This is a genomic window from Salinispora mooreana (genome assembly GCF_000379065.1).
Lineage (GTDB): Bacteria > Actinomycetota > Actinomycetes > Mycobacteriales > Micromonosporaceae > Micromonospora > Micromonospora mooreana.
In genome coordinates, this window is record NZ_KB900614.1 from 4,694,674 (window position 1) to 4,715,228 (window position 20,555).

At 69.9% G+C, this 20,555-nt stretch carries 19 protein-coding genes; 11 read left to right on the plus strand and 8 right to left on the minus strand.

What is annotated here, in order from left to right; genetic code table 11:
- Window positions 1–3: 3 nt before the first annotated feature.
- Window positions 4–798 carry a crotonase/enoyl-CoA hydratase family protein gene (locus tag SALPAC6_RS0122500; protein WP_018255569.1) on the minus strand — a complete coding sequence of 265 codons (795 nt, stop codon included), beginning with the start codon at window positions 796–798 and terminating at the stop codon, window positions 4–6.
- A gap of 63 nt (window positions 799–861) precedes the next feature.
- On the opposite strand from SALPAC6_RS0122500, the gene SALPAC6_RS0122505 reads away from it, so the two are divergent.
- From SALPAC6_RS0122505 to SALPAC6_RS0122525, 5 genes are read left to right on the plus strand one after another with little or no spacing between them, the layout of a single operon-like run.
- Entirely contained in the window at window positions 862–2,481 is a 1,620-nt protein-coding gene (locus tag SALPAC6_RS0122505) for an acyl-CoA synthetase (protein WP_018255570.1), read from the plus strand.
- On the plus strand, window positions 2,471–3,646 hold the full coding sequence (locus SALPAC6_RS0122510) for an NAD(P)H-dependent flavin oxidoreductase (RefSeq protein ID WP_018255571.1): 1,176 nt from the start codon (window positions 2,471–2,473) through the stop codon (window positions 3,644–3,646). Before SALPAC6_RS0122505 ends, SALPAC6_RS0122510 begins: the two co-directional genes overlap by 11 nt.
- A gap of 21 nt (window positions 3,647–3,667) precedes the next feature.
- Window positions 3,668–4,825 carry a hypothetical protein gene (locus tag SALPAC6_RS0122515; RefSeq protein ID WP_018255572.1) on the plus strand — a complete coding sequence of 386 codons (1,158 nt, stop codon included), beginning with the start codon at window positions 3,668–3,670 and terminating at the stop codon, window positions 4,823–4,825.
- A 3-nt stretch (window positions 4,826–4,828) separates the two neighbouring features.
- The gene (locus tag SALPAC6_RS0122520) at window positions 4,829–5,605 is read left to right on the plus strand and encodes an SDR family oxidoreductase (protein ID WP_018255573.1); all 777 of its coding nucleotides are present in this window, start codon (window positions 4,829–4,831) and stop codon (window positions 5,603–5,605) included.
- 15 nt (window positions 5,606–5,620) lie between these two features.
- Window positions 5,621–6,745: a sulfotransferase family protein gene (locus tag SALPAC6_RS0122525; protein WP_018255574.1), complete on the plus strand. Its 1,125-nt coding sequence runs from the start codon at window positions 5,621–5,623 to the stop codon at window positions 6,743–6,745.
- Here SALPAC6_RS0122525 and SALPAC6_RS0122530 read toward each other — a convergent pair.
- Window positions 6,742–7,614 carry a TIGR03619 family F420-dependent LLM class oxidoreductase gene (locus tag SALPAC6_RS0122530; protein WP_018255575.1) on the minus strand — a complete coding sequence of 291 codons (873 nt, stop codon included), beginning with the start codon at window positions 7,612–7,614 and terminating at the stop codon, window positions 6,742–6,744. The two genes, SALPAC6_RS0122525 and SALPAC6_RS0122530, sit on opposite strands and share 4 nt — an antisense overlap.
- A gap of 108 nt (window positions 7,615–7,722) precedes the next feature.
- Here SALPAC6_RS0122530 and SALPAC6_RS0122535 point away from each other — a divergent pair, with 108 nt between their 5' ends.
- Entirely contained in the window at window positions 7,723–8,481 is a 759-nt protein-coding gene (locus SALPAC6_RS0122535) for an SDR family oxidoreductase (RefSeq protein ID WP_018255576.1), read from the plus strand.
- 67 nt (window positions 8,482–8,548) lie between these two features.
- Here the strand turns inward: SALPAC6_RS0122535 and SALPAC6_RS0122540 are convergent, their stop codons facing one another.
- The 4 genes from SALPAC6_RS0122540 to kstD form a co-directional block, all read right to left on the minus strand.
- Window positions 8,549–9,031, minus strand: coding sequence for a pyridoxamine 5'-phosphate oxidase family protein (locus tag SALPAC6_RS0122540; RefSeq protein ID WP_018255577.1), 483 nt, complete (start codon window positions 9,029–9,031; stop codon window positions 8,549–8,551).
- Between the two features lie 66 nt (window positions 9,032–9,097).
- Window positions 9,098–9,859, minus strand: coding sequence for a glucose 1-dehydrogenase (locus SALPAC6_RS0122545; RefSeq protein ID WP_018255578.1), 762 nt, complete (start codon window positions 9,857–9,859; stop codon window positions 9,098–9,100).
- A 134-nt stretch (window positions 9,860–9,993) separates the two neighbouring features.
- On the minus strand, window positions 9,994–11,013 hold the full coding sequence (locus SALPAC6_RS0122550) for a synaptic vesicle VAT-1 family membrane protein (protein WP_026189980.1): 1,020 nt from the start codon (window positions 11,011–11,013) through the stop codon (window positions 9,994–9,996).
- A 134-nt stretch (window positions 11,014–11,147) separates the two neighbouring features.
- On the minus strand, window positions 11,148–12,797 hold the full coding sequence (kstD, locus tag SALPAC6_RS0122555) for a 3-oxosteroid 1-dehydrogenase (RefSeq protein ID WP_018255580.1): 1,650 nt from the start codon (window positions 12,795–12,797) through the stop codon (window positions 11,148–11,150).
- Window positions 12,798–13,073: 276 nt separating this feature from the next.
- Here kstD and SALPAC6_RS0122560 point away from each other — a divergent pair, with 276 nt between their 5' ends.
- On the plus strand, window positions 13,074–13,757 hold the full coding sequence (locus SALPAC6_RS0122560) for a PaaI family thioesterase (protein ID WP_018255581.1): 684 nt from the start codon (window positions 13,074–13,076) through the stop codon (window positions 13,755–13,757).
- A 54-nt stretch (window positions 13,758–13,811) separates the two neighbouring features.
- Here the strand turns inward: SALPAC6_RS0122560 and SALPAC6_RS0122565 are convergent, their stop codons facing one another.
- Window positions 13,812–14,552: a hypothetical protein gene (locus tag SALPAC6_RS0122565; protein WP_018255582.1), complete on the minus strand. Its 741-nt coding sequence runs from the start codon at window positions 14,550–14,552 to the stop codon at window positions 13,812–13,814.
- Window positions 14,553–15,002: 450 nt separating this feature from the next.
- The gene (gene kstR / locus SALPAC6_RS0122570; RefSeq protein ID WP_018255583.1) at window positions 15,003–15,623 is read right to left on the minus strand and encodes a cholesterol catabolism transcriptional regulator KstR; all 621 of its coding nucleotides are present in this window, start codon (window positions 15,621–15,623) and stop codon (window positions 15,003–15,005) included.
- A 146-nt stretch (window positions 15,624–15,769) separates the two neighbouring features.
- Here kstR and SALPAC6_RS0122575 point away from each other — a divergent pair, with 146 nt between their 5' ends.
- From SALPAC6_RS0122575 to SALPAC6_RS0122590, 4 genes are read left to right on the plus strand one after another with little or no spacing between them, the layout of a single operon-like run.
- Window positions 15,770–18,022 carry an acyl-CoA dehydrogenase gene (locus tag SALPAC6_RS0122575; RefSeq protein ID WP_018255584.1) on the plus strand — a complete coding sequence of 751 codons (2,253 nt, stop codon included), beginning with the start codon at window positions 15,770–15,772 and terminating at the stop codon, window positions 18,020–18,022.
- A 41-nt stretch (window positions 18,023–18,063) separates the two neighbouring features.
- Entirely contained in the window at window positions 18,064–18,978 is a 915-nt protein-coding gene (locus SALPAC6_RS0122580; RefSeq protein WP_018255585.1) for a bifunctional MaoC family dehydratase N-terminal/OB-fold nucleic acid binding domain-containing protein, read from the plus strand.
- The gene (locus tag SALPAC6_RS0122585) at window positions 18,975–19,364 is read left to right on the plus strand and encodes a hotdog family protein (RefSeq protein WP_026189982.1); all 390 of its coding nucleotides are present in this window, start codon (window positions 18,975–18,977) and stop codon (window positions 19,362–19,364) included. The genes SALPAC6_RS0122580 and SALPAC6_RS0122585 overlap by 4 nt, the downstream gene beginning before the upstream one ends.
- Window positions 19,361–20,548, plus strand: a complete 1,188-nt coding sequence (locus tag SALPAC6_RS0122590; protein WP_026189983.1) for a lipid-transfer protein — start codon at window positions 19,361–19,363, stop codon at window positions 20,546–20,548. Before SALPAC6_RS0122585 ends, SALPAC6_RS0122590 begins: the two co-directional genes overlap by 4 nt.
- The last annotated feature ends 7 nt before the right edge of the window (window positions 20,549–20,555 follow it).

Sequence of the window (20,555 nt, forward strand, 5' to 3'; positions counted from 1 at the left end):
TGGCTACCGCCCCTCGAACTGGGGGGTGCGCTTCTCGACGAAGGCGCGTGGGCCCTCCTTGGCGTCGGTGGTGCGGAACACCGCTGTCCCGATCGGGGCCTCCAGGGCGAACGCCTCGTTCTCGGCCAGGCCCTCGGTCTCCCGCATCGTGCGCAGGATCGCCTGCACCGCCAGCGGGCCGTTCGCGGCGATCATCCCGGCCAGCTCGAGGGCCTTGTCCAGGGCCTGCCCGTCCGGCACGACGTGACCGATCAGGCCCACGTCCCGGGCCTCGTCTGCACCCAGCTGACGTCCGGTGAGCAGCATCTCCGCCGCGACGGCGTACGGGATCTGTCGGACCAGCCGGACGGCGGAGCCGCCGAGCGGGAAGAGGCCCCAGCACGCCTCGGAGACCGCGAAGCGGGCGCTCGCCCCGGCCACGCGGAGATCGGTTGCCTGGAGGATCTCGGTGCCGCCCGCCACCGCCGGCCCCTCCACCGCGGCGATGAGCGGTTTGGTCAGCCGCCGTCCCTTGAGCAACGCGTCGATCCGGGAGAGGTCAGCGCCGTTGAACCGGTCACCGGGGTGGGACTGGGTCATCGCACGGAGGTCGGCGCCGGCGCAGAAGGCGCCCCCGGCCCCGGTGAGCACGCAGGCCCGGATCTCCGGATCGTTGTCCGCGCGGTCCCATGCGTCCCGCATGAGCGCGAGCATCTCGGGGGAGAGCGCGTTGCGGACCCGTGGCCGGTTCATCGTCACGATCAGGATGTGTCCACGTTGCTCCACGAGTGCGTGTGGCTGGTCGGCTGCCGATTCCACGGGCGCCTCCTTCGACGATTTCCAAGGCTTGTCAACAACGATAACAGGTTCTACTTTTAAGTGATGGTGGCAAATATCGCAGACCTGTTCGAGCATGCGGTTGACGCCTTCGGTGACCGGCCCGCCGTGTTCCTCGGCGAGCAGGCGATCAGCTACCCGGAGCTGGAGGAGCGCGCCAACCGGCTGGCCCACTTCCTCCGTGACCGCGGCGTGCGCCCCGGTGACCATGTCGGCCTCTACGCTGGTAACTCGATCGAGGCCGTGGTGGCCATGATCGCCGTCTACAAGCTGCGCGCCGCGGTCGTCAACATCAACTACCGGTACGTCGAGAACGAGCTACGCTTCCTCTTCGCCGACGCCGAGTTGTCGGCGTTGATCCACGACCGTCGCTTCGCGCCCCGGGTCGCTACCGTGCTGGCCAGCGCCGCCGGTCCGCACACCGTGGTGGCCCTGCCCGACGGCTCGGCGGAGGAGATCGGTGGATACGGCGGCGTGCCGTACGCGGACACGCTCGCCGCCGGCGACCCGGCTCGGGATTTCGGTGAGCGCTCGGCGGACGACATCTACCTGCTGTACACCGGTGGCACCACCGGCTATCCGAAGGGTGTGCTCTGGCGGCACGAGGACGTGTGGCGTGCCCTCGGCGGTGGCGTCGACTTCATGACCGGCATTCCGCTCGAGGACGAGTGGGCCCAGTCCGCCCGGGGCGCCGGCGCAGCCCCGACGGTCCGCCTGTGTCTGGCGCCACTGATCCACGGCAACGCGCAGTGGGCCGTGCTCGCCGCGCTCTTCGCCGGTGACACCGTGGTGCTGCTGTCGCACTTCGACCCGGAGGAGGCCTGGCGGACGGTCGAGCGGCGCCAGGTGAACGTGATGGTGTTGATCGGCGACGCGATGGCCCGTCCGGTCATCGAGGCATACGTCGCCGGTAGCTACGACAGCTCATCGCTGGCCGCGGTCTCGTCCAGTGGTGCACTCTTCTCCCCGGGGGTCAAGCGGCAGTACCTGGAACAGTTGCCCGACGTGCTGGTCACCGACGCGATCGGGGCGTCGGAGACCGGCTTCATCGGGCTGGGCGTGGTCGCCGAGGTGCCCGGCGGCGCGGTGCAGGACCCACGGGTCACGCCCGGGCCGAGCACGGTGGTGCTCGGCCCGGACGGGCGGCCGGTGCCGCCGGGCGGGGAGGGCCGGCTGGCGAAGAGTGACTTCCTTCCGCTCGGTTACTACAAGGACCCGGTCAAGACCGCCGCCCTGTTGATCGAGGTGGACGGTGTGCGGTACGCGCTCCCCGGTGACCTCGCCCGAGCTGAGCTCGACGGCACCATCACGTTGCTCGGTCGGGGTAGCACCTGTGTGAACACCGGCGGCGAGAAGGTCTTCCCGGAGGAGGTCGAGGGGGCGCTGAAGACGCACCCCGACATCTTCGACGCACTGGTCGTCGGGGTGCCCGACGAGCGGCTCGGGCAGCGGGTCGCGGCGCTGATCCAGCCCCGGCCCGGCAGCACACTCGACCTGGCGGCGGTTCGCACGCACCTGCGGGAGCAGATCGCCGGCTACAAGGTGCCGCGGTCGATCTGGCTGGTGGACGAGATCTCCCGCACGATCAGCGGTAAGGCTGACTACCGGTGGGCGCAACGGCACGCGGAACACCATCCAGCCGAGGAGGCGAGCCATGCGGACTGAGTTGTGTGATCGGCTCGGCATCGCGCACCCGATCGTCGGCTTCAGCCCCTCTGAGCACGTGGTTGCGGCGATCAGCCGGGCCGGTGGCCTGGGCGTGTTGGGCTGTGTGCGATTCAACGACCCGGACGAGCTCGACGCGGTCCTCACCTGGCTTGACGAGCGGACCGAGGGGCGGCCGTACGGCGTGGACGTGGTGATGCCCCGCACCGAGCCGGCCGAGGGCGCCCCGGCCGATCTCGACCGGCTGATTCCGGCGGGGCATCGCGACTTCGTGGAGCGAACCCTGCTGCGCCTCGGTGTGCCGCCGCTCGGCGGCAACGGCTCGCACCAGCCCGGCGTGCTCGGTTGGCTGCACTCCGTGGCCCGTAGCCACGTCGAGGTGGCGTTGCGGCACCCGGTCCGACTGATCGCCAATGCTCTCGGTCCGCCGCCGCCCGACGTGATCGCCCAGGCGCATGCGCGGGACGTGCTGGTGGCCGCGTTGGCCGGCCGGGCCGACCACGCCCGCGGGCACGTGGCGAGCGGGGTCGATCTGGTGGTCGCCCAGGGATACGAGGCCGGCGGCCACACCGGTGAGATCGCCAGCATGGTGCTGGTGCCGGAGGTCGTGGACGCGGTCGGCGCGCAGGTGCCGGTGTTGGCCGCGGGGGGCATCGGTAGTGGCCGCCAGATCGCGGCGGCGCTCGCGCTCGGCGCGGGTGGCGTCTGGATGGGCTCGGTCTGGCTCGGCACCGCCGAATACCAGAGCAGCTCCGCGTTGCGGGCGGCGCTGCTGAGGGCCGGGTCGGCCGATACGGTCCGTAGCCGGATCTACACGGGCAAGCCGGCCCGGCTGCTGCGCAACCGGTGGACCGAGGCGTGGAGCGAGGAGGGGGCACCCCGGCCGCTGCCGATGCCGCTGCAGAACCTGCTGGTGGCGCCGGCGCACGCCCGTCTGATGGATTCCGACGACCCGACTGTCGTTCCGATGCCGGTAGGGCAGATCGTGGGTCGGATCAATGAGGTGCGACCCGCCGCCGACGTGCTGGCGGACCTGGTCGCCGAGGCGGAGGAACGACTGGCCCGCCTCGGGACGTTGTGCCAGGGGCAGCCAGGGGCCGGGGAAACTGGATCAAGCGGCGCCGAAAAGCGCCCTGATCAGGCGGCCACGTTGACGGAAAAATAGAACACGTTCTATTATCGTTTCGTGCTTACTCAGCCATTTGTCAACGCCATTGCGGAAGCCGAGCGCGTCGTCGCCGAGGCGGCCCACGTCCGCGGCCAACAGGATCTGGTCGAGGGCTACGACTACCTGGCTGGCGGCGTGCGGAGCTCGATTCAGCTGGCCTGGGCCCACGACCGTGAATTCCCCTACTTCGTCCGCTCCACCGGCCCGTACACGAAGATGGGCCTCGACAATCCGGACACCCTCTACTTTCACGCGTGGCTGCGCGACGACGCGGAGTATGTGGTGACCGGCCGTCGGGGCAGCACCGCCGACCTGAGCTTTCAGATCCTCGACGGCTCCTACTCTCCGGTCAACGTCCCGGGCAGCCTCACCGCCTTCGACGACCGCGAGATCGAAATCGGTGCGGACGGCACCTTTGAGATTCGGTTCGGGCCGGGGCTCTCCGGCCCGAACGCATTCCCGCTCGCCCCCGGCTCGGCCATGCTCGTGGTGCGCGAGGTGTTCAGCGACTGGGCGGCCGAACGCCCCGGGACGCTGCGCATCCACCGCACTGACACCGTCGGCGTGGCTCCGCCGCCGCTGACGGAGGAGACGCTGGCCAAACGCTACGCCGTGGCGGGCAAGATCCTCACCGGTCGGATCCACACCTTCCTCGCGTTCGCCGAGCGGTTCTACCTGAACCTGCCGGTGAACACCCTGACCCCGCCCCGGCTCACCCCCGGCGGGCTGGCGACCCAATACTCCTCGGTGGGCCACTACCAGCTCGCCGAGGACCAGGCCATGGTGCTCACCGTGCCGGTCTCCGACGCGCCCTACCAGGGCATCCAGCTGGGCAGCATGTGGTACATCTCGCTGGACTACAGCAACCACCAGACGAGCCTCACCGTGCCCCAGGCCCGGATCGATCCGGACGGCATGATCCGGTACGTGATCAGCGAACGTGACCCGGGGGTGGCGAACTGGCTGGAGTGCACCGGCCACGATCGCGGCTACGTGCAGCTGCGTTGGCAGCGGCTCTCGCACGCGTTGACCGCCGCGGACGGGCCGCGGGTGGAGGTGCTCGCGGTGGATGACCTGCCCAAGCAGGTGCCGTACTACGAGCGGATCGGGCGGGCGGAGTGGCAGGAACGCATCGCCGCCCGACAGGCCGCGACCGCGGCCCGGATGCTGGGCTGAGCCGTGCTGCTCGCGGAGAAGATCGTTGTGGTGGCCGGGGTCGGCCCCGGGCTGGGTCAGGCCATCGCGGTGCGGGCCGCTCAGGCCGGCGCCGACGTGGTGCTCGCCGCCCGCACCGAGTCCTTCCTCACCGAGGTGGCCGGCACGGTGCGGGCAGTGGGTCAGCGGGCCCTGGCGGTACCCACCGACCTCACCGACGGGGAGTCGAGCGCCGCCCTCGTGCGGGCCGCCCTCGCCGAGTTCGGCCGCGTTGACGTGTTGGTCAGTAACGCCTTCGAGATGCCGCCGATGCGTGGTCTCGGAAAGGTCGAACTGGCCGACCTGCGATCGGGTTTCGAGGTCAACGTGCTGGCGGCGCTGCGGGTGACTCGGCTGCTGACGCCCGCGTTGGTGGAGTCCGGCGGCTCCGTGGTCATGGTCAACTCTGCGGTGCTGCGGCACTCCCGGCGGCCGTTCGGCCCATACAAGCTGGCCAAGGCCGCGCTCCTCGCGGCCGCCCAGAATCTGGCCAGTGAGCTCGGGCCGAAGGGCGTGCGGGTCAACTCGGTGGCACCCGGCTGGATCTGGGCCGACAGCCTGCGGCTCTGGTTCGACTACCAGGCGAGCCAGCGGGGCGTGCCACCCCAGCAGATCTACGACGAGGTTGCCGCCACGACCGACCTGCGCCGGCTACCGGTGCCGGACGAGGTCGCCGACGCCGTGCTGTTCCTCGGCTCCAGCCTGGCTCGGGGCATCACCGGCCAGTGCCTCGATGTCAACTGTGGCGAGTTCCATCACTGAACCCCGGGAGCGAGCATGCGCAGCACCCGTACGGACGTCGGCACGATCGAGGACCTGCACGCCTCGGCGACCCGGCTCACCGGGCTCGACGACTTCGGTGACGACGACTACCGCGAGGGGATGGGCGAGCTGCTCGCCGCGTACCGGAACGAGGCGGCCCTCACCCCCACCGGTAGCAAGGTCTCCCGAGCGTTTCTCCGTGCGGCACTGGTGTCCCGGCTCCTCAGCGAGGCTGCCTGGCGGCAGTTCCCGGAGTACGCCGAGGTCCCGGTCACCCGTCCGGTCTTCGTGACCGGCCTGCCCCGAACCGGAACCACCGCCCTGCATCGGTTGCTCACCGCCGACCCCGTGCACCAGGGGCTCGAGCTGTGGCTGACCGAGGTCCCCCAACCCCGCCCGCCGCGCCACACCTGGGAGTCACATCCTGTCTACGCCGGCTTGCAGGCCGGCTACGAGCAGTACCACGAGACCAACCCGGGCCTGCGGGGTGCGCACTACACCGCGGCCGACCAGGTGGAGGAGTGCTGGCGGTTGCTGCGTCAGTCCATGATGTCGGTCTCCTTCGAGTGCCTGGCCTACCTGCCGAGCTACTCGCGGTGGTTGAGTGCGCAGGACTGGACCGCCGCCTATCGGCGGCACCGGCGTAACCTCCAGCTCATCGGCCTGCACGATCGAGATCGTCGCTGGGTGTTGAAGAATCCGAGCCACCTGTTCGCCCTCGACGCGCTGCTCGCCGTCTACCCCGACGCCGTGGTGATCCAGACTCATCGCGCGCCGCGGGAGGTGGTCGCCTCGGTCTGCAGCCTCACCGCGCAGGCGTGCGCGGGCTGGTCGGAGGTGTTCCGTGGGGAGGTGCTCGGTGGGGCGCAGGCTCAGCTCTGGTCACGGGGGCTGCGGCGGTTCATGGCCGATCGCGAGCGACACGACCCGGCGCACTTCATCGACGTGTACTACGACGACTTCGTGGCCGACCCGATCCGGGTGGTTGAGGCGATCTACGACCGGTTGGGGGTCCGGTTGACCGCTGCCGCGCGCTCCGCGATGAGCTCGCTGCACCAGCAGCGACAGCGTCCCGGGCACCGCTATCACCTGGCCGATTTTGGACTGACCCCGGCTGCGGTGGATGCTGTCTTCGCCTAGCGGATCCTGCTGATGACCTCGTCGGCGAAGCGGCGGATGCCGTCGCGCTTGGCCGTGAGTTCGCCGTCGAAGCCGACGCCGTAGAAGCGCCAGGGCATCACGATCGCGTCGGTCACGCCGGCATCGGCCTGTTGCTGGAAGCCCGCCAGGCCGAATCGGTCGACGCAGACCGCCTGGATCTCGAACGGCTGGTCGGCCCGGTCGTACTCGCGGCGTAGCCGGGCAAGCTGGTCGATCGTCGCGCACAGGTCGTCGAAGCGCATCATGGCGGAGGACCAGCCGTCGCCCAGCCGGGCCGCACGGCGCAACGCCGCGTTGCTGTGACCGCCCACGTAGATCGGGATCTGCTCGGTCGGGGCTGGGCTCATCTGTAGCCGGCCGAAATCGAAGTGCTTGCCGTGGTGCTCCACCATGCCACCGCCCAGGATCAGCCGTAGCACCTCAATCGCCTCGTCGCCCCGGGCGCCCCGGGCGGCGAACGGCGCGTCGCACCAGAGTGACTCCTCCGGCGACCAGCCCAGCCCGACGCCGAGCCCGAACCGGTTACCGGTCAGGTTCGCCACCGACCCGACCTGCCGCGCCAACAGGACCGGGTTGCGGGGACCGAGTTTGAGCACCTGGGTGTGGAACCGGATCCGGGTGGTGACGGTGCCGAGTGCGGCGGCGGTCACCAGCGGGTCGGCCCAGGGCGTCTCCGCGTCCCAGAACCGGCTGCCGTCCGGCGTGTACGGATACCGAGCGCTGACCTCTTCGGAGTAGAAGAGGGAGTCGGGGAGGGCGATGGCCGAGAACCCACACTCCTCAGCCGTGTGCGTCAGGTCGACGAGCTGGTCGAGCGGGCTGAGCGCGATACCGAGGCTGAATTTCATCTATAGACTGTAACGTGTTCTACTCTCTTGCGGAAAGGCCTGAGGTGGCGTGGTCGAGTTGCGCATCCTGGATCGACCAATCGATTGTTTGCGGGTTAACATCGGCCGATGGAGGCCCTCGATTTCACCGGTCGTGCGGTAGTCGTCACCGGGGGGACGCGAGGCGTCGGTGCCGCGATCGCCGCTGCGTTCCTCGCGGCGGGCGCTCGGGTGCTGGTCTGCGGCCGGTCCCAACCGTCCTCGGTGGTGCCCGACTTCGTTCCGGCTGATGTCCGTGATCCCGGACAGGCCGCCGCGTTGGTGGCGGCGGCGGTCGACCGGTTCGGCCGCCTCGACGTGCTGGTGAACAACGCAGGTGGTGCGCCGCCGGCGGCGGCCGCCAGCGCCTCGCCCCGACTACACGCCAAGATTATTGAGCTCAACCTCGTTGCCCCGTTACATGTTTCCCAGGCAGCCAACACGATCATGCAACAACAGCCCGGTGGCGGCGTCATCCTCATGGTGGGGAGTGTCAGCGGCACACGCCCGTCGCCCGGCTCCGCGGCATATGGCGCGGCCAAGGCCGGTCTGCACAATCTGGCGACGAGTCTGGCCGCCGAGTGGGCGCCGGCGGTGCGGGTGAACAGCATCGTCCCTGGCCCGGTGGCCGGTGATGCGGGCCTCCAGCTGGATCCGGCAGCGGTGGCGCGCACCGTGCCCCTGGGGCGACCCGCGACGCCGGCCGAGGTCGCCGGAGTATGTCTGTTGTTGGCCTCTCCACTGGCCTCCTATGTGACCGGGGCGGCGGTGGCAGTGCACGGCGGTGGCGAGTGGCCGGGCTATCTTGCGGATCTGCGGGCGCAGATGCCTCCACCGGCCCAGAGGTAGCTTCGTCACGGCGCTCCGGACCTCGCCGTCGGACCACGGCCCCGCTTCGGGCGGCGCGCCGAACGGCTCAGGTCCCCAGCCGGCGGTGGTCCCAGCTGACCACCCGCCGCGGCTCCACCAGATAGGCCGTGCGTTTGGGCGCCGCGTGTGCGACGTAGCCGTCGAGCGCCGTGGCCACCTCGCCGGGTGGCAGGTCGCCCACCGCCAGAGGGCTGGGCATCCGCGCCGCGATCAGGCGGCCGACAGCGGTCACCTCCGCCAGATCGCCGATCCGGGTGACCTCGCCGGTAACCTGAACGCCGCGCAGCTCGAAGTAGCCGTCGCCCTCCTCCACCAGACAGGTCACCCGCGGGTCACGGGCCAGGTTTCGGGCCTTCTGGGAAGCGCGATAGGTCCAGAACGCGATGCGTCCGTCGTGCATCGCGTAGAACATGCTGACCAGGTGTGGCGTGCCGTCCCGATTGAGGGTCGCGAGCTGGAGCTTCCGGCTCTGCGCCAGGTGCTCTTCGACGTCTGCGGGTGGCATCGCCACCGTCGCGCGTTGGTTCACGAGTCCTCACTCTCCGGGCCGCTACTCGCGCCGGTCACGGCCGTCCCTCGTTCCAGCAGGGTCATCTCAGTACCCTGGCCCGGACAGGAGCCCGCCGTCGGCCACGAACTCTGCCCCCGTGGTGTACGACGACTCGTCCGAGGCGAGGAACGCCACCAGCCGGGAGATCTCCACCGGCTCGGCGAGACGGGCGATCGGCAGCGAGGTGAGGAATGCGTCCGCGCCGACGGCGGGCATGGTGGTGGCGGCGGCCAGCGCCATTGAGGTCAGCACGCCGCCGGGATGAACCGAGTTGACCCGGATGCCGGCCGGCCCGAGCTCCTGGGCCGCGGACCTGGTGATGCCGCGGATCCCGAACTTGCTGGCGCTGTAGGCCGAGAGGCCGGCCGCGCCGACGAAACCCTCGATCGACGACACGTTCACGATCGATCCGCCGCCGCCCCTTCTGATTGCGGGAGCCACGGTGTGGATGCCGAGCCAACAGCCGGTGAGGTTGACGTCGATCACGTGGCGGAACTCGGCCGGATCCATCGTGGTGATTGCTGCGTGCCGGAAGACGCCGGCGTTGTTGACCAGCACGTCGAGTCGGTCGAACGCCGCCAGCGCGGTGGCGACCGCGGCAACCCACTCCTGCTCGCTGGTGACGTCGTGGTGCACGTAGCGGCAGTGATCATCGCCGAGGCCGTCGGCGACGGCCGTGCCGCGGTCGTCGAGGATGTCGCCGATGACCACCCGGGCGCCCTCGGCCACGAACTGCCGGGCGTGCGCTTTGCCCATGCCGCGTGCGCCGCCGGTGATGAGTGCCACCTTGCCGTCCAGTCGCCCCATCAGGCCTCCTGCCAAGCGCTTGCTTGGTAGTATAGCATCGGCGCGACACCGGTGCCGCAACAAGAACGGCCGCCGCGGCTCCAGCCGCAGCGGCCGTCGACAATCGCGTTGTCGCTGGACTTGGTGGGGATTCGTCAGGGGACGAGGACCACCTTGCCGATGTTGCGACGCTCGCCGATCCGGCGGTGCGCCGCGGCGGCCTCCTCGAACGGAAAGACCTGATCGATCCGGGGCTTGATCGCACCCTCGCGCCATAGGTCCAGCAGCGCCGTCAGCTCCTCGTGCAGCAGGTCGGTGCGCTCCCACAGGTGCCCCAGATTGACGCCACTGACCGTGTGGTTGCGGTCCATCATCCCGTACGGCGTCAGCAGCGGTACGCCGGTGAGCTGGCCGACGAGCCGGCGAATGCTGCGCCGTTCCCCGGTGGACAGGTTGGCGAAGCCGTACGCGATGAGCTGCCCCACCGGCCGGAGCAGGCTCATCCCGCGCTTCCAGTCGCGACCGCCCAGCGAGTCCAGCACCAGGTCGAGACCTTCGCCGCCGGTGAGCTCCCGTACCCGCGCGACGTAGTCCTCGGTGCGGTAGTCGATGGGATGGGTGCAGCCCTCCTCGCGGAGTACGGCGTGTTTGGCCGCCGAGGCGGTACCGAAGGTGACGACTCCCGGTACGGTGCGACACAGCTGCAGCACCGCGGTGCCGACCCCACCCGCGGCCATGTGCACCAGGACGCGGGCCTCGGGGCGAAGGTTCGCTACCCGAAAGAGCATGTGGTAGGCGGTCAGGTAGTTGACCGGTATTGCGGCTCCCTCGATGAAGTCGAGGTCATCGGGCATCGGCAGCACCCGCGCGGCGGGCACGCAAACGGTGTCGGCGTGGCCGCCGAAACGCACCAGGGCCAGCACCCGCTGCCCCACCTCGAGGCCGGTGGCCTCGGCGTCAACGGCATCCACGACCCCGGCGACCTCGTAGCCCACCACGGACGGCGGCTTCGGAGCGTCCGGGTACAGCCCTTGCCGGGCCATGACCTCGGCGAAGTTCAACCCGCAGGCGCGGACCGCGATGCGCACCTCACCGCGACCCGGTTGCGGATCGGGGGTTTCCCGTACCGCTAGGACCTCGGGCCCACCCGCCTTGGTAATCCAGACAGCGCGCATCGATTCCTCGACCTCCATCGGTTGCTCCGCCTGCGGTCACCCGCTCGCCCGGTATTGGCCGCATGGGCTACCCGGGCGAGGCGGTGACTGTCGAAGGCCAGCGTAGGGGGTGCTGGTGGGCCCGCGATTGGCTGTCAGTCGTGGGACGACTCGGCGATGTCCAACGCGGCCAGGTATCCGAAGGTCATTGCCGGACCGAGCGTCGACCCTGCTCCGGCGTAGCCCTTCCCCATGACGGCCGCGCTCGCGTTGCCCGCGGCGTAGAGACCGGGAATGACCGAGCCGTCATCCCGCAGCGCCCGGCCCCGCTCGTCGGTTCGGACGCCGCCGTTGGTGCCGAGATCGCCGGGGACGATCCGCATCGCGTAGAACGGCGGCAGCACCAGCGAGGCCAGGCATGCGTTCGGTTTGTTCGTCGGATCGGCGTAGTAGTGGTCGTAGCTGCTCTCGCCTCGATGAAAGTCCGTGTCGCGACCCGCCGCCGCGAACGTGTTGAAGCGTTTGACGGTGGCCTTCAGGGCCGCCGGGGGGACGCCGATCTTGCCGGCCAGGCCCTGGATGGTCCAGTCCCGGACCAGGACACCGGAGTCATACCACTCGCTCGGATAGGGCAGCAGTGGTGGGATGTCGCGGAACAGGTAGCGGTTGCGGTACCGCTGATCCGTGATCATCCAGGCCGGGAAGGCGTCCTGCGCGTACATCGTGCGTACCACGTCACCGTACGGGGCGGCCTCGTTGACGAACCGTTCCCCGGCCGGGTTGACGAAGATGTTGCCCGGCAGCGTGCGTTCGGAGAGACAGAAGTAGGGGCCGGTAGGCAACGGGATCATTGGCCCCCACCAGGCGCTGTCCATGAGGTCCAGAGCGGCGCCGATCTCGGCGCAGGCCCGGATTCCGTCCCCGGTGTTCGACGCCGCGCCGACCGTCCAGTCAGTGCCGGTGGGAGCTTCCTGGTACTGCTTGCGCATCGTCTCGTTGTGCTCGAAGCCGCCGGACCCCACGATGACTCCGCGCCGGGCGGTGAGGAGTACCTCTTCTCCGTCCCGGACAACCCGTACCCCGGTGACTCGCCCCTCGCTGACGACCAGCTCGGTCAGGGGGGTGTTCAGCCAGACCGGTACGTCGGCGGCGAGCAGGCCGGCTCGCAGCCCGCCCGCGAGCGCCTGGCCCATGGTGATCGGCTTTTCTCCCTTGAGCCATGCCGCCAGGTAGCGCTGGACAATCTCCGTGGCCGTCGTCAGTCCGCGGGGGTGGCGGGCAATGAGAGCCAGCCACTTGTAGTCGACGTCCATTACCACGGTGCCGGGCGGAGTGGCCATATAGGGCGAGTTCAGTGCGGCGTACTCGGCGCCGAGGAGATTGGCGTCGAGCGGCTGCGGCTCGATTGACCGACCGTTGGGTAGGCCGCCGGGCAACTCGGGATAGTAGTCCGAGTAGCCCTCCATCCAGGCGAACCTCAGCGGGGTGTGCTCCAACAGGAAGGAGATCATGGCCGGCCCGGCCGACAGGTAGGCCCGCAGGCGGGTGGCGGGGACCTCGTCCCCGACGACCGCGTCCAAGTATTCGGTGGCCTTGGCGGGAGTGTCCGGCACTCCGGCATCGAGGAGCACCTCGTTGTTGGGTATCCAGATTCCGGCTCCAGAGCGGGCGGTAGAGCCGCCGTAGACATCGGCTTTCTCCACCACAACGGTCTGCAGGCCGCGTTTCGCCGCGGTGAGCGCACCCACCATGCCGGCCGCGCCGGCACCCACCACCACTACGTCGTACTCGACCACGGTCGTCATCGGACCCCCAGCCCAGCGGAAACAGATGGTGGAACACGTTACTGTATTTAGATCGGCGCCGGGAGGTATGACATGCACAAACTTCGATTGAAATATTGATCTTGATCGTGTCTACCCGGTCGCGGTGCTGCCCGGTCCGGATCGCCGACAGCGAGGCGGGCGCGATCGGGTCGGCACCGGATCGGTGTCATGATGGCCGTTAACCGGTCGAGAACGAGGTGCACGATGGTGACGATGAGTAGGTCGAACCACGAGCGTTGGCGTAGCCACCACCCCATGCGGGAGCAGCGGGACGCCAGCCCCTCCCTGCTGGACCGGCGGGAGGCCATCGCGGAGTTGGGAGATGCCTTACGCGACCTGGTGGAGCGGGCGGTCACCACGGAGGTGCCGGCTGACCAACTCCGTCAGGTCACCGCCGACCTGCGCCGAGCGACTCGTCCGTTGGCCACGCACGAGCGGGAGGTGACGCGGATACCGAGCGCCGACGACCTGTTGGGTGGAGTCCGGATGTACAACCCGGTTACCGGCGTCGGCAGTGCCCTGGCCCCACCATTGCGCATCGAGCTGGTTGACGGGGTCGCGGTCGGCGCGTGCACGCTTGGGCCCGCCTTCGAGGGGCCGCCCCGGTACGCCCATGGTGGAGTCAGTGCCCAACTGTTGGACCAGTTACTCGGCTACGTGGCGAGTGCCACCGGCAACGCGGGGATGACCGTCCGGCTCGACACCCGGTATCGCGCACCCATCCCGTTGCGCACTCCGCTGCACCTGACCGCCCGGGTCACCGCCGTGAACGGCCGGAAGACCACCGCCCACGGCGTCATCGCGACCGCTGCCCACCCCGACGACCTCTTGGTTGAGGCGACCGGGGTGTTCGTCGCGCCACGACCGGACCAGTCCTGGCGGCTCTTCGGCGCGGCAACGCACTGGGACGCCGGCAATCCCTCCGTCGAGTACGACTGATCTGCTGCCGCGGAGCCGCTGTGCGCTGCGGAGGTAGCCCTCTCAGAGTGCTGGCTATGCCACGACGCCGGTGCGGCAGAGGAGCATGAGCTGCTGGAGGGTGAGCTCCTGCGTGTAGGCGGCAGCGTGGCTGCTGGCCCAGCGGAAGACTGTCTCGGCTGGTTGTTGGTGTGGCGTTCCCGGGGTCACGTCGTAGCCGTCGGAGGCAACGATCTTCTCGATCATCCTGGCGAGTTCGGCGGGCCCACTTCCCGGGTAGCCGGTGCTGTAACCGGCGGTCTGCTTCTCGGGCAGGATGTGCAGGGTGCCGCGGTCGGTGCGGGCCCAGACCATGTCGGCCTCACGGTCGATGATGAGGGCGGTCAGTTGCTCGCCGTCGGGAAGTGCGAGGGGCGCGTAGGTGTGGTGCTCCCAGTGCTCGTGGTTGCCGGTGACCGTCCGATAGTGGTGCACGGCGACGGGCAGCCAGGTGAGCGGATCACGGAAGGCTCGCCAGCACACGCAGCCGTCGCCCGCGACCGCGGAGGGGGAGTCGGGATCGTCGTAGACGCAGGGGTGCCAGAGCTGGGGTGCCTCGTCCGGGGTGACGAGGGTGACGTGCAGGGCGTCCGGGGCGCAGGGCGTGAGTCGGTCCCGCCATTCGGCCGCGTATCGGCTGGCGTAGGTATCGAGCTGTTGGCCGGCGTTGATGGCGCCGCCGGTGTAGGCCGGTGGTTCGATGTAGAGCATGAAGTGCCAGTAGCCCCGCTCCGGGCTGTGGGTGAGATGCAGGTCCCGGTCGTGCTGGTACGTCATCGTGGGTGCTCTCCTGTCCTTCCCGGCGGATACCCTGCATCGGCAACGCCAGACCGGCTTCCGGCAAGCGGATCCGACGCGGCAGGCCCACCAGCGGAGAGCTCAGCCCGCCCGGCGCCCCGTCAACGGTGGCGTCGTGGACGAGAACAACGCGGTCGCCGCCGTGGGCAACGATCGCCTCATTCGGGTAGTTCCCTCCCACGTCGTTGACCCAGCCGGGATGTGGCCCGCATGGAGCCCTTGGTGCGCCGCCGACCCTCGCCCCCAGCACCGTAGGACAAGCTGAGTGACTGCGCCACCACCTAAGGTGAGTATCTATCGATTGTGGGGAATCGGCCCCCGGTTGCCTCGTGGACCGGGGGCCGGTGTCAGTCGCAGCCCGGTGGTGGCGAGCCCAGGCTTCGCCGCCCTGGCGACGGATCCAGGCGTTCGCCGCCGGCCACGTTTCCGTCAGCGCAGCAGCAGGCGGGCGGCGAGCTCGAGGTGCTCGTGCACGTCGTTGGCGGAGGCACGCCGGGTGACCCAGGCGACCAGGCTGGAGAGCCAGACGTCACCGATGACGCGGGCCTTGGCCCGGTCGTCCGCCGACGGCTTGCCGTCGCGCATGGCCAGGATGAACATGTCTTCCATGAGTCGGGCGACGGCGTTGACCTCGGCGGCGGCGGTCGGGTCGGCGAACATGAACGCCCGGGTCATCGCTTCGGTGAGCATGGGGTCGCGCTGCATGGCGCGGGTGACCCGGCCGAGGACGAATGCGGTCCGCTCGTGTGCCGTCTCACCCGGAATGGCGGTGCGACGGAGCCGGTCCTGCGTCCGCTCGAACTCTCTGGCCAGGGCGGAAACCAAGAGGTGGATTTTGGAGGGGAAGTAGCGGTAGAGCGTGCCGAGGGCGACGTTGGCGTGTTCGGCGACGGCGCGCATCTGCACCGCGTCGTATCCACCCCTGGAGGCCAGGACGAGGGTGGCGTCCAGGATGCGCCGTCGGCGCTCACGCTGCGCCGCCGACCCCTGCTCGGTGTCGGTGAGGCTGCCCGCGCCCGGGCCTCTGGTATGTGTTCTCGACGCCACCATCCTGCCTTCCGTGATCTTGGTCGAACTGGCAGCGGTCGTGCCATCCCAAGTCTAGCAACGGGCGGGATGCGGTGCGCTCAGGGCGGCTGGCGGTAGCTGATAGAACATGTTCTACTGACGTGAGATATTCGGAGTGGGGAGGGTCGATGCCGATCGCGATGACCACCGACCAGTTGGCGTTCCAGGACGCGATCCGGCGGTGGGCTGCCGAGGCCAACGTCCTGGCCACCGTACGCGCGCTGGAGAACGGGCCGTCCGCGGCGGCCGATCGGCACTGGGCCGGCCTCGCCGGCCTTGGCTGCTTCGCCCTGGCGGTGCCGGAGCAGCTCGGTGGTGACGGTGGCCGCGGCGGCGAGCTGGCCGCCGTGCTGGAACAGCTCACCGTCGCCCTGGTCCCCGGCCCGGTCATGCCCACCCTGCTCGCGGCACTGACACTCGCGTCTACCGGGCCGGCGCCTGCCGCGAAGAGCCTGTTGCCGGACCTCGCGGCCGGCAAGGTCTCGGTCGGGGTGGCGCTCACTCCAGGTGCGTTGACGGCCGTGCCGGTCGCCGGGGGAGCCTACCGGGTGACCGGGCAGGTCAACGCTGTGCTCGGGGCCGGGAGCACCACCCACCTGATGTTGACCGCTGGCACCGAAACCGAAACGTTGTCGTTCGTGCTCGACTCGGAGCACGCGGGGGTGCACCTCACCGCACGTACACCGGTTGACTTCTCCCGGCCCCTGGCCGACGTGCGGTTGGCGGGAGTGCTCGTCAAGCCCGATCAGCTCCTGCCCGCACCCGGGCCGGACCGACTCCGCGACTGCGCGGCGTTGCTGGCCGCGGTGGAGGCGGCGGCGGTGGCCTCGTGGTGCCTGCACACCGCCACCGAGCATGCCAAGGTACGGCGCCAGTTCGATCAGGCGATCGGGTCGTTCCAGGCGGTCGGTCACCTCTGCGCCGGGATGCTCTGCCGGGCGGAGCGGGCCAACGCGGTGGCCTGGGACGCAGCCCGCGCCTACGACCAGGCGCCGGAGGAGCTTCCCCTGGCCGCCGCCACCGCTGCCGCGATCGCTCTGGACGCGGCGGTGGACAACGCCAAAGACTGTATTCAGGTGCTCGGGGGGATCGGGTTCACCTGGGAGCACGACGCCCACCTCTACCTGCGTCGAGCACTTGCCCTACGGCAGTTGCTCGGCGGTGGTGCCCGATGGCGGCAGCGTTGCGCGGAGCTGACGTTGGCCGGGGCGCGTCGGCACGTGTGGGCGGTCGGCGACGAGTTCCGGGCCGCAACGGAAGCGGCAACACCGCCCTCGTCCGGAGCCGGGATCGACGCCGACTCCGCGGACCGGTTGGCGGTACGAGCCCAGCTCCGGGCGATCGCGCAGCTTCCCGACGCCGAGCGCCGTACCCGGTTGGCGGCCGTGGGCTACCTCGCACCACACTGGCCCGCACCGTACGGCATCAACGCCTCACCCGCCCAGCAACTCCTCATCGACGAGGAGCTGGACCGGGCCGGCGTCGTGCGCCCGGACCTGGCGATCGGCGGCTGGGCCGTCCCCACGATTCTGCACCACGGCAGTGCCGCCCAGCGGGATCGGTTCGCCGGCCCGTCCCTGCGTGGCGAGATCACCTGGTGTCAGCTCTTCAGCGAGCCGGAGGCCGGCTCGGACCTGGCCTCGCTGCGTACCCGGGCGAACCGGGTGCCGGGCGGTTGGCGGTTGTCCGGCCAGAAGGTCTGGACGTCGCTGGCGGCCGAGGCGGACTGGGCGATCTGCCTGGCCCGCACCGACCCCACGGCGAGCAAGCACCGCGGGCTGACCTATTTCCTGGTTGACATGCGCAGCCCCGGCATCGAGATTCGCCCGCTGCGCGAGATCACCGGACGGTCGGTCTTCAACGAGGTCTTCCTGGACGACGTCTTCGTCCCTGACGAGGCTGTGGTGGGCGAACCAGGACAGGGCTGGCGGCTGGCCCGGGCGACGCTCTCCTACGAGCGGGTCGCCATGGGGCGTGGCCCCGGGTTCGGTGCCGACGTGGACCGACTGGTCCGGATGGTTGGTGCCGGTGAAGCCGCCAGCGAGCCGGGGATGCGGGAACGCCTTGGTGGCCACATCGCGGATGGTCTCGCTGTTTCCCTGGTGGAGTGCCGGGCCACGCTACGCCGGCTCGGCGAGGATCGAGGTGGGCCGGAGTCGGCGGTGGCCAAGTTGATTGGGGTCAGCCACCGACAGGCGGTGGCCGAGACGGCGCTGACGCTCTGCGGTCCGGACGGTGCCGCGGCCGACGGTGCGAGTGTGGAGCCGATCCACCACTTCCTCCTCACCCGATGCCTCAGTATCGCCGGGGGAACCACCCAGATCCTGCTGTCCCTGGTGGCCGAACGGGTCCTCGGCCTGCCCCGGGCCACCGTCGGCTGACTGCGGATCAGGCCAGTCGTCGCGGGAGAAGGGAGGAACCTATGGAGGACACTGTCAACGCTGCCGCGGAGCGGATCCGGGCTGCTGGCGCGGGGCCGGCCCGACCAGCGCGCGATCCGGTCAACCTACCGATGATCCGGAACTGGCTGGAGGCGATCGGCGACCGCAATCCCCGCTACGAGCAGGACGGTCTGGCGCCACCAGCGATGACGCAGGTATGGACGATGCGCGGCCTACACCCGGCCGCGGATCCCACCGATCCCCTGTCGGCCATGTCCGCCGTACTCGATCAGGCCGGGTTCACCTCGGTGGTGGCGACGAACTGCGAGCAGACGTACCACCGGTATCTGCGCGACGGCGAACGGGTCGAGGTGCGCAGCCGGCTGGTAGACGTGAGCGGACCAAAACGAACGGCGCTGGGTGAGGGCTGGTTTGTCACCACCGACAGCACCTGGTACGTCGGTGCGGAGGCCGTAGCGTCGATGACCTTTCGGGTGCTCAGGTTCCGGCCGCCGGGATCCGTCGCGGCCACCCCGGCATCCGAACGGACCGCGGCGGCGTCCGACGTGCTGCGGCCGGTCGTCACCCGGGACACCTCCTTCTTCTGGGCCGGCACCGCCGCCGGCGAGCTGCGCATTCAGCGGTGCGGCCGTTGTGGTCGGCTACGACATCCGCCGGGGCCGGTCTGCCGACAGTGCGGCGCCGACCGCCAGGACCACCTGGTCGCCCGCGGTACGGGTGAGGTCTTCAGCTTCGTGGTGCACCGCCACCCGCCGGTGCCGGGGCGGCGGTTGCCGATCGTGGTCGCGTTGGTGGAGTTGACCGAAGGGGTACGGATGGTGGGCGAGGTGCTCGGAGCGGACCCGGCGCAGGTGCGGATCGGAGCCGCGGTCCGGGTCGACTTCGTACGGGTGGACGCCGAGCTGACCCTGCCCGCATGGCGGCTGCTGCCATGATCGTGGCGGTCGGCGTCGTCCTGCCGGAACTGCGGATCCCGGTCACCCCGACCTTCGTGATCACCACCGCTGTCGCCACCCGGGACTTCCAGGATGTGCACCACGATCGGGACCAGGCCGTTCGGCGGGGCTCGAAGGACATCTTCCTCAACATTCTGACCACGACCGGACTGGTGCAGCGGTACGTGACCGACTGGGCGGGAGCGACGGCGATGGTGCACCGCGTCGCTGTCCGGCTCGGGGCGCCGTGCTACGCGTACGACACCCTCGTCCTGACCGGTCAGGTGACGCAGGTGTCGTCGACCGGGTGTGTGGTGGCCGTGGTGGGACGGGTTGCCGGGGGCGATCACGTCACCGGACAGGTTGAGGTCGGGAGGCTTCCGTGATCTCGGGAAGAGTGGCGATCGTCGGGGTCGGCGAGACGGAGTTCTCCAAGGACTCCGGCCGCAGCGAGCTTCAACTGGCGGTGGCGGCCGTCCGCGCCGCACTCGCCGACGCCGGGCTGGCGCCGACCGATGTCGACGGCCTGGTGACCTTCACCATGGACAGCACCGCCGAGATCGCCCTGGCTCGGGAGGTCGGTGTTGGGGAGCTACGCTTCTTCAGCCAGGTCGGCTACGGCGGCGGCGCGGCCTGTGCCACGGTGCAGCAGGCGGCCCTGGCCATCAGCGCCGGGACAGCGCGGGTCGTGGTGTGCTACCGCGCGCTCAACGAACGCTCCGGCCGCCGTTTCGGCCGGGTGTCCCGGGCCATCTCGAGCGCACCCACCAGCTCCGGTGTCGACAACGCCTGGCACTACCCGATGGGGCTGGGCACCCCGGCCGCTACCGTGGCTATGGTCGCCCGGCGCTACCAGCACGTCTTCGGGGCCACCGGGGAGGACTTCGGCCGGGTGGCGGTGGCTGCTCGCCGGCATGCCGCGACCAACCCGCGCGCCTGGTTCTTCGAACGACCGATCACCCTCGCCGACCACCAGGCGTCCCGATGGATCGCCGAGCCGCTTCGGCTCCTGGACTGCTGCCAGGAGAGCGATGGAGCGGTCGCCGTGGTGGTGGCCGGGGCCGAGCAGGCCGCCGATCTGCGGCAGACCCCCGCGGTGATTACCGCTGCCGCGCAGGGTAGCGGAGCGGATCAGTACATCATGACCAGCTATTACCGCGACAACCTGACCGGGCTACCGGAGCTCGGCGTGGTCGGGCGACAGCTCTGGCAGCAGTCCGGTCTCGTCCCCGACGATGTACGGGTCGCGGTGCTGTATGACCACTTCACCCCATACGTGCTGATGCAGTTGGAGGAGCTGGGGTTCTGCCCGCCGGGCGAGGCACGGCACTTCATCGCCGACGGCGCGATCGAGCTGGGTGGTCGGCTCCCGGTCAACCCGCACGGTGGGCAGCTCGGGGAGGCCTACATCCACGGGATGAACGGCATTGTGGAGGCGGTGCGGCAGGTCCGGGGAAGCTCGGTCAACCAGGTTGCCGGGGCGGGTCCGGTGCTGGTGACCGCCGGCACCGGCGTACCCACCAGCGGCCTGCTGCTCGCACCCCGGGGCAGCGGCAAGGTTGGCCACTGAGCCCACT

Excerpts from the sequence above, each read along its gene's own strand:
- SALPAC6_RS0122505 (WP_018255570.1), top strand. The coding sequence starts at position 862 with ATGGTGGCAAATATCGCAGACCTGTTCGAGCATGCGGTTGACGCCTTC.
- SALPAC6_RS0122510 (WP_018255571.1), top strand. The coding sequence starts at position 2,471 with ATGCGGACTGAGTTGTGTGATCGGCTCGGCATCGCGCACCCGATCGTC.
- SALPAC6_RS0122525 (WP_018255574.1), top strand. The coding sequence starts at position 5,621 with ATGCGCAGCACCCGTACGGACGTCGGCACGATCGAGGACCTGCACGCC.
- SALPAC6_RS0122530 (WP_018255575.1), bottom strand. The coding sequence starts at position 7,614 with ATGAAATTCAGCCTCGGTATCGCGCTCAGCCCGCTCGACCAGCTCGTC.
- SALPAC6_RS0122535 (WP_018255576.1), top strand. The coding sequence starts at position 7,723 with ATGGAGGCCCTCGATTTCACCGGTCGTGCGGTAGTCGTCACCGGGGGG.
- SALPAC6_RS0122545 (WP_018255578.1), bottom strand. The coding sequence starts at position 9,859 with ATGGGGCGACTGGACGGCAAGGTGGCACTCATCACCGGCGGCGCACGC.
- SALPAC6_RS0122550 (WP_026189980.1), bottom strand. The coding sequence starts at position 11,013 with ATGCGCGCTGTCTGGATTACCAAGGCGGGTGGGCCCGAGGTCCTAGCG.
- kstD (WP_018255580.1), bottom strand. The coding sequence starts at position 12,797 with ATGACGACCGTGGTCGAGTACGACGTAGTGGTGGTGGGTGCCGGCGCG.
- SALPAC6_RS0122560 (WP_018255581.1), top strand. The coding sequence starts at position 13,074 with ATGCGGGAGCAGCGGGACGCCAGCCCCTCCCTGCTGGACCGGCGGGAG.
- SALPAC6_RS0122565 (WP_018255582.1), bottom strand. The coding sequence starts at position 14,552 with ATGACGTACCAGCACGACCGGGACCTGCATCTCACCCACAGCCCGGAG.
- kstR (WP_018255583.1), bottom strand. The coding sequence starts at position 15,623 with ATGGTGGCGTCGAGAACACATACCAGAGGCCCGGGCGCGGGCAGCCTC.
- SALPAC6_RS0122575 (WP_018255584.1), top strand. The coding sequence starts at position 15,770 with ATGCCGATCGCGATGACCACCGACCAGTTGGCGTTCCAGGACGCGATC.
- SALPAC6_RS0122580 (WP_018255585.1), top strand. The coding sequence starts at position 18,064 with ATGGAGGACACTGTCAACGCTGCCGCGGAGCGGATCCGGGCTGCTGGC.
- SALPAC6_RS0122585 (WP_026189982.1), top strand. The coding sequence starts at position 18,975 with ATGATCGTGGCGGTCGGCGTCGTCCTGCCGGAACTGCGGATCCCGGTC.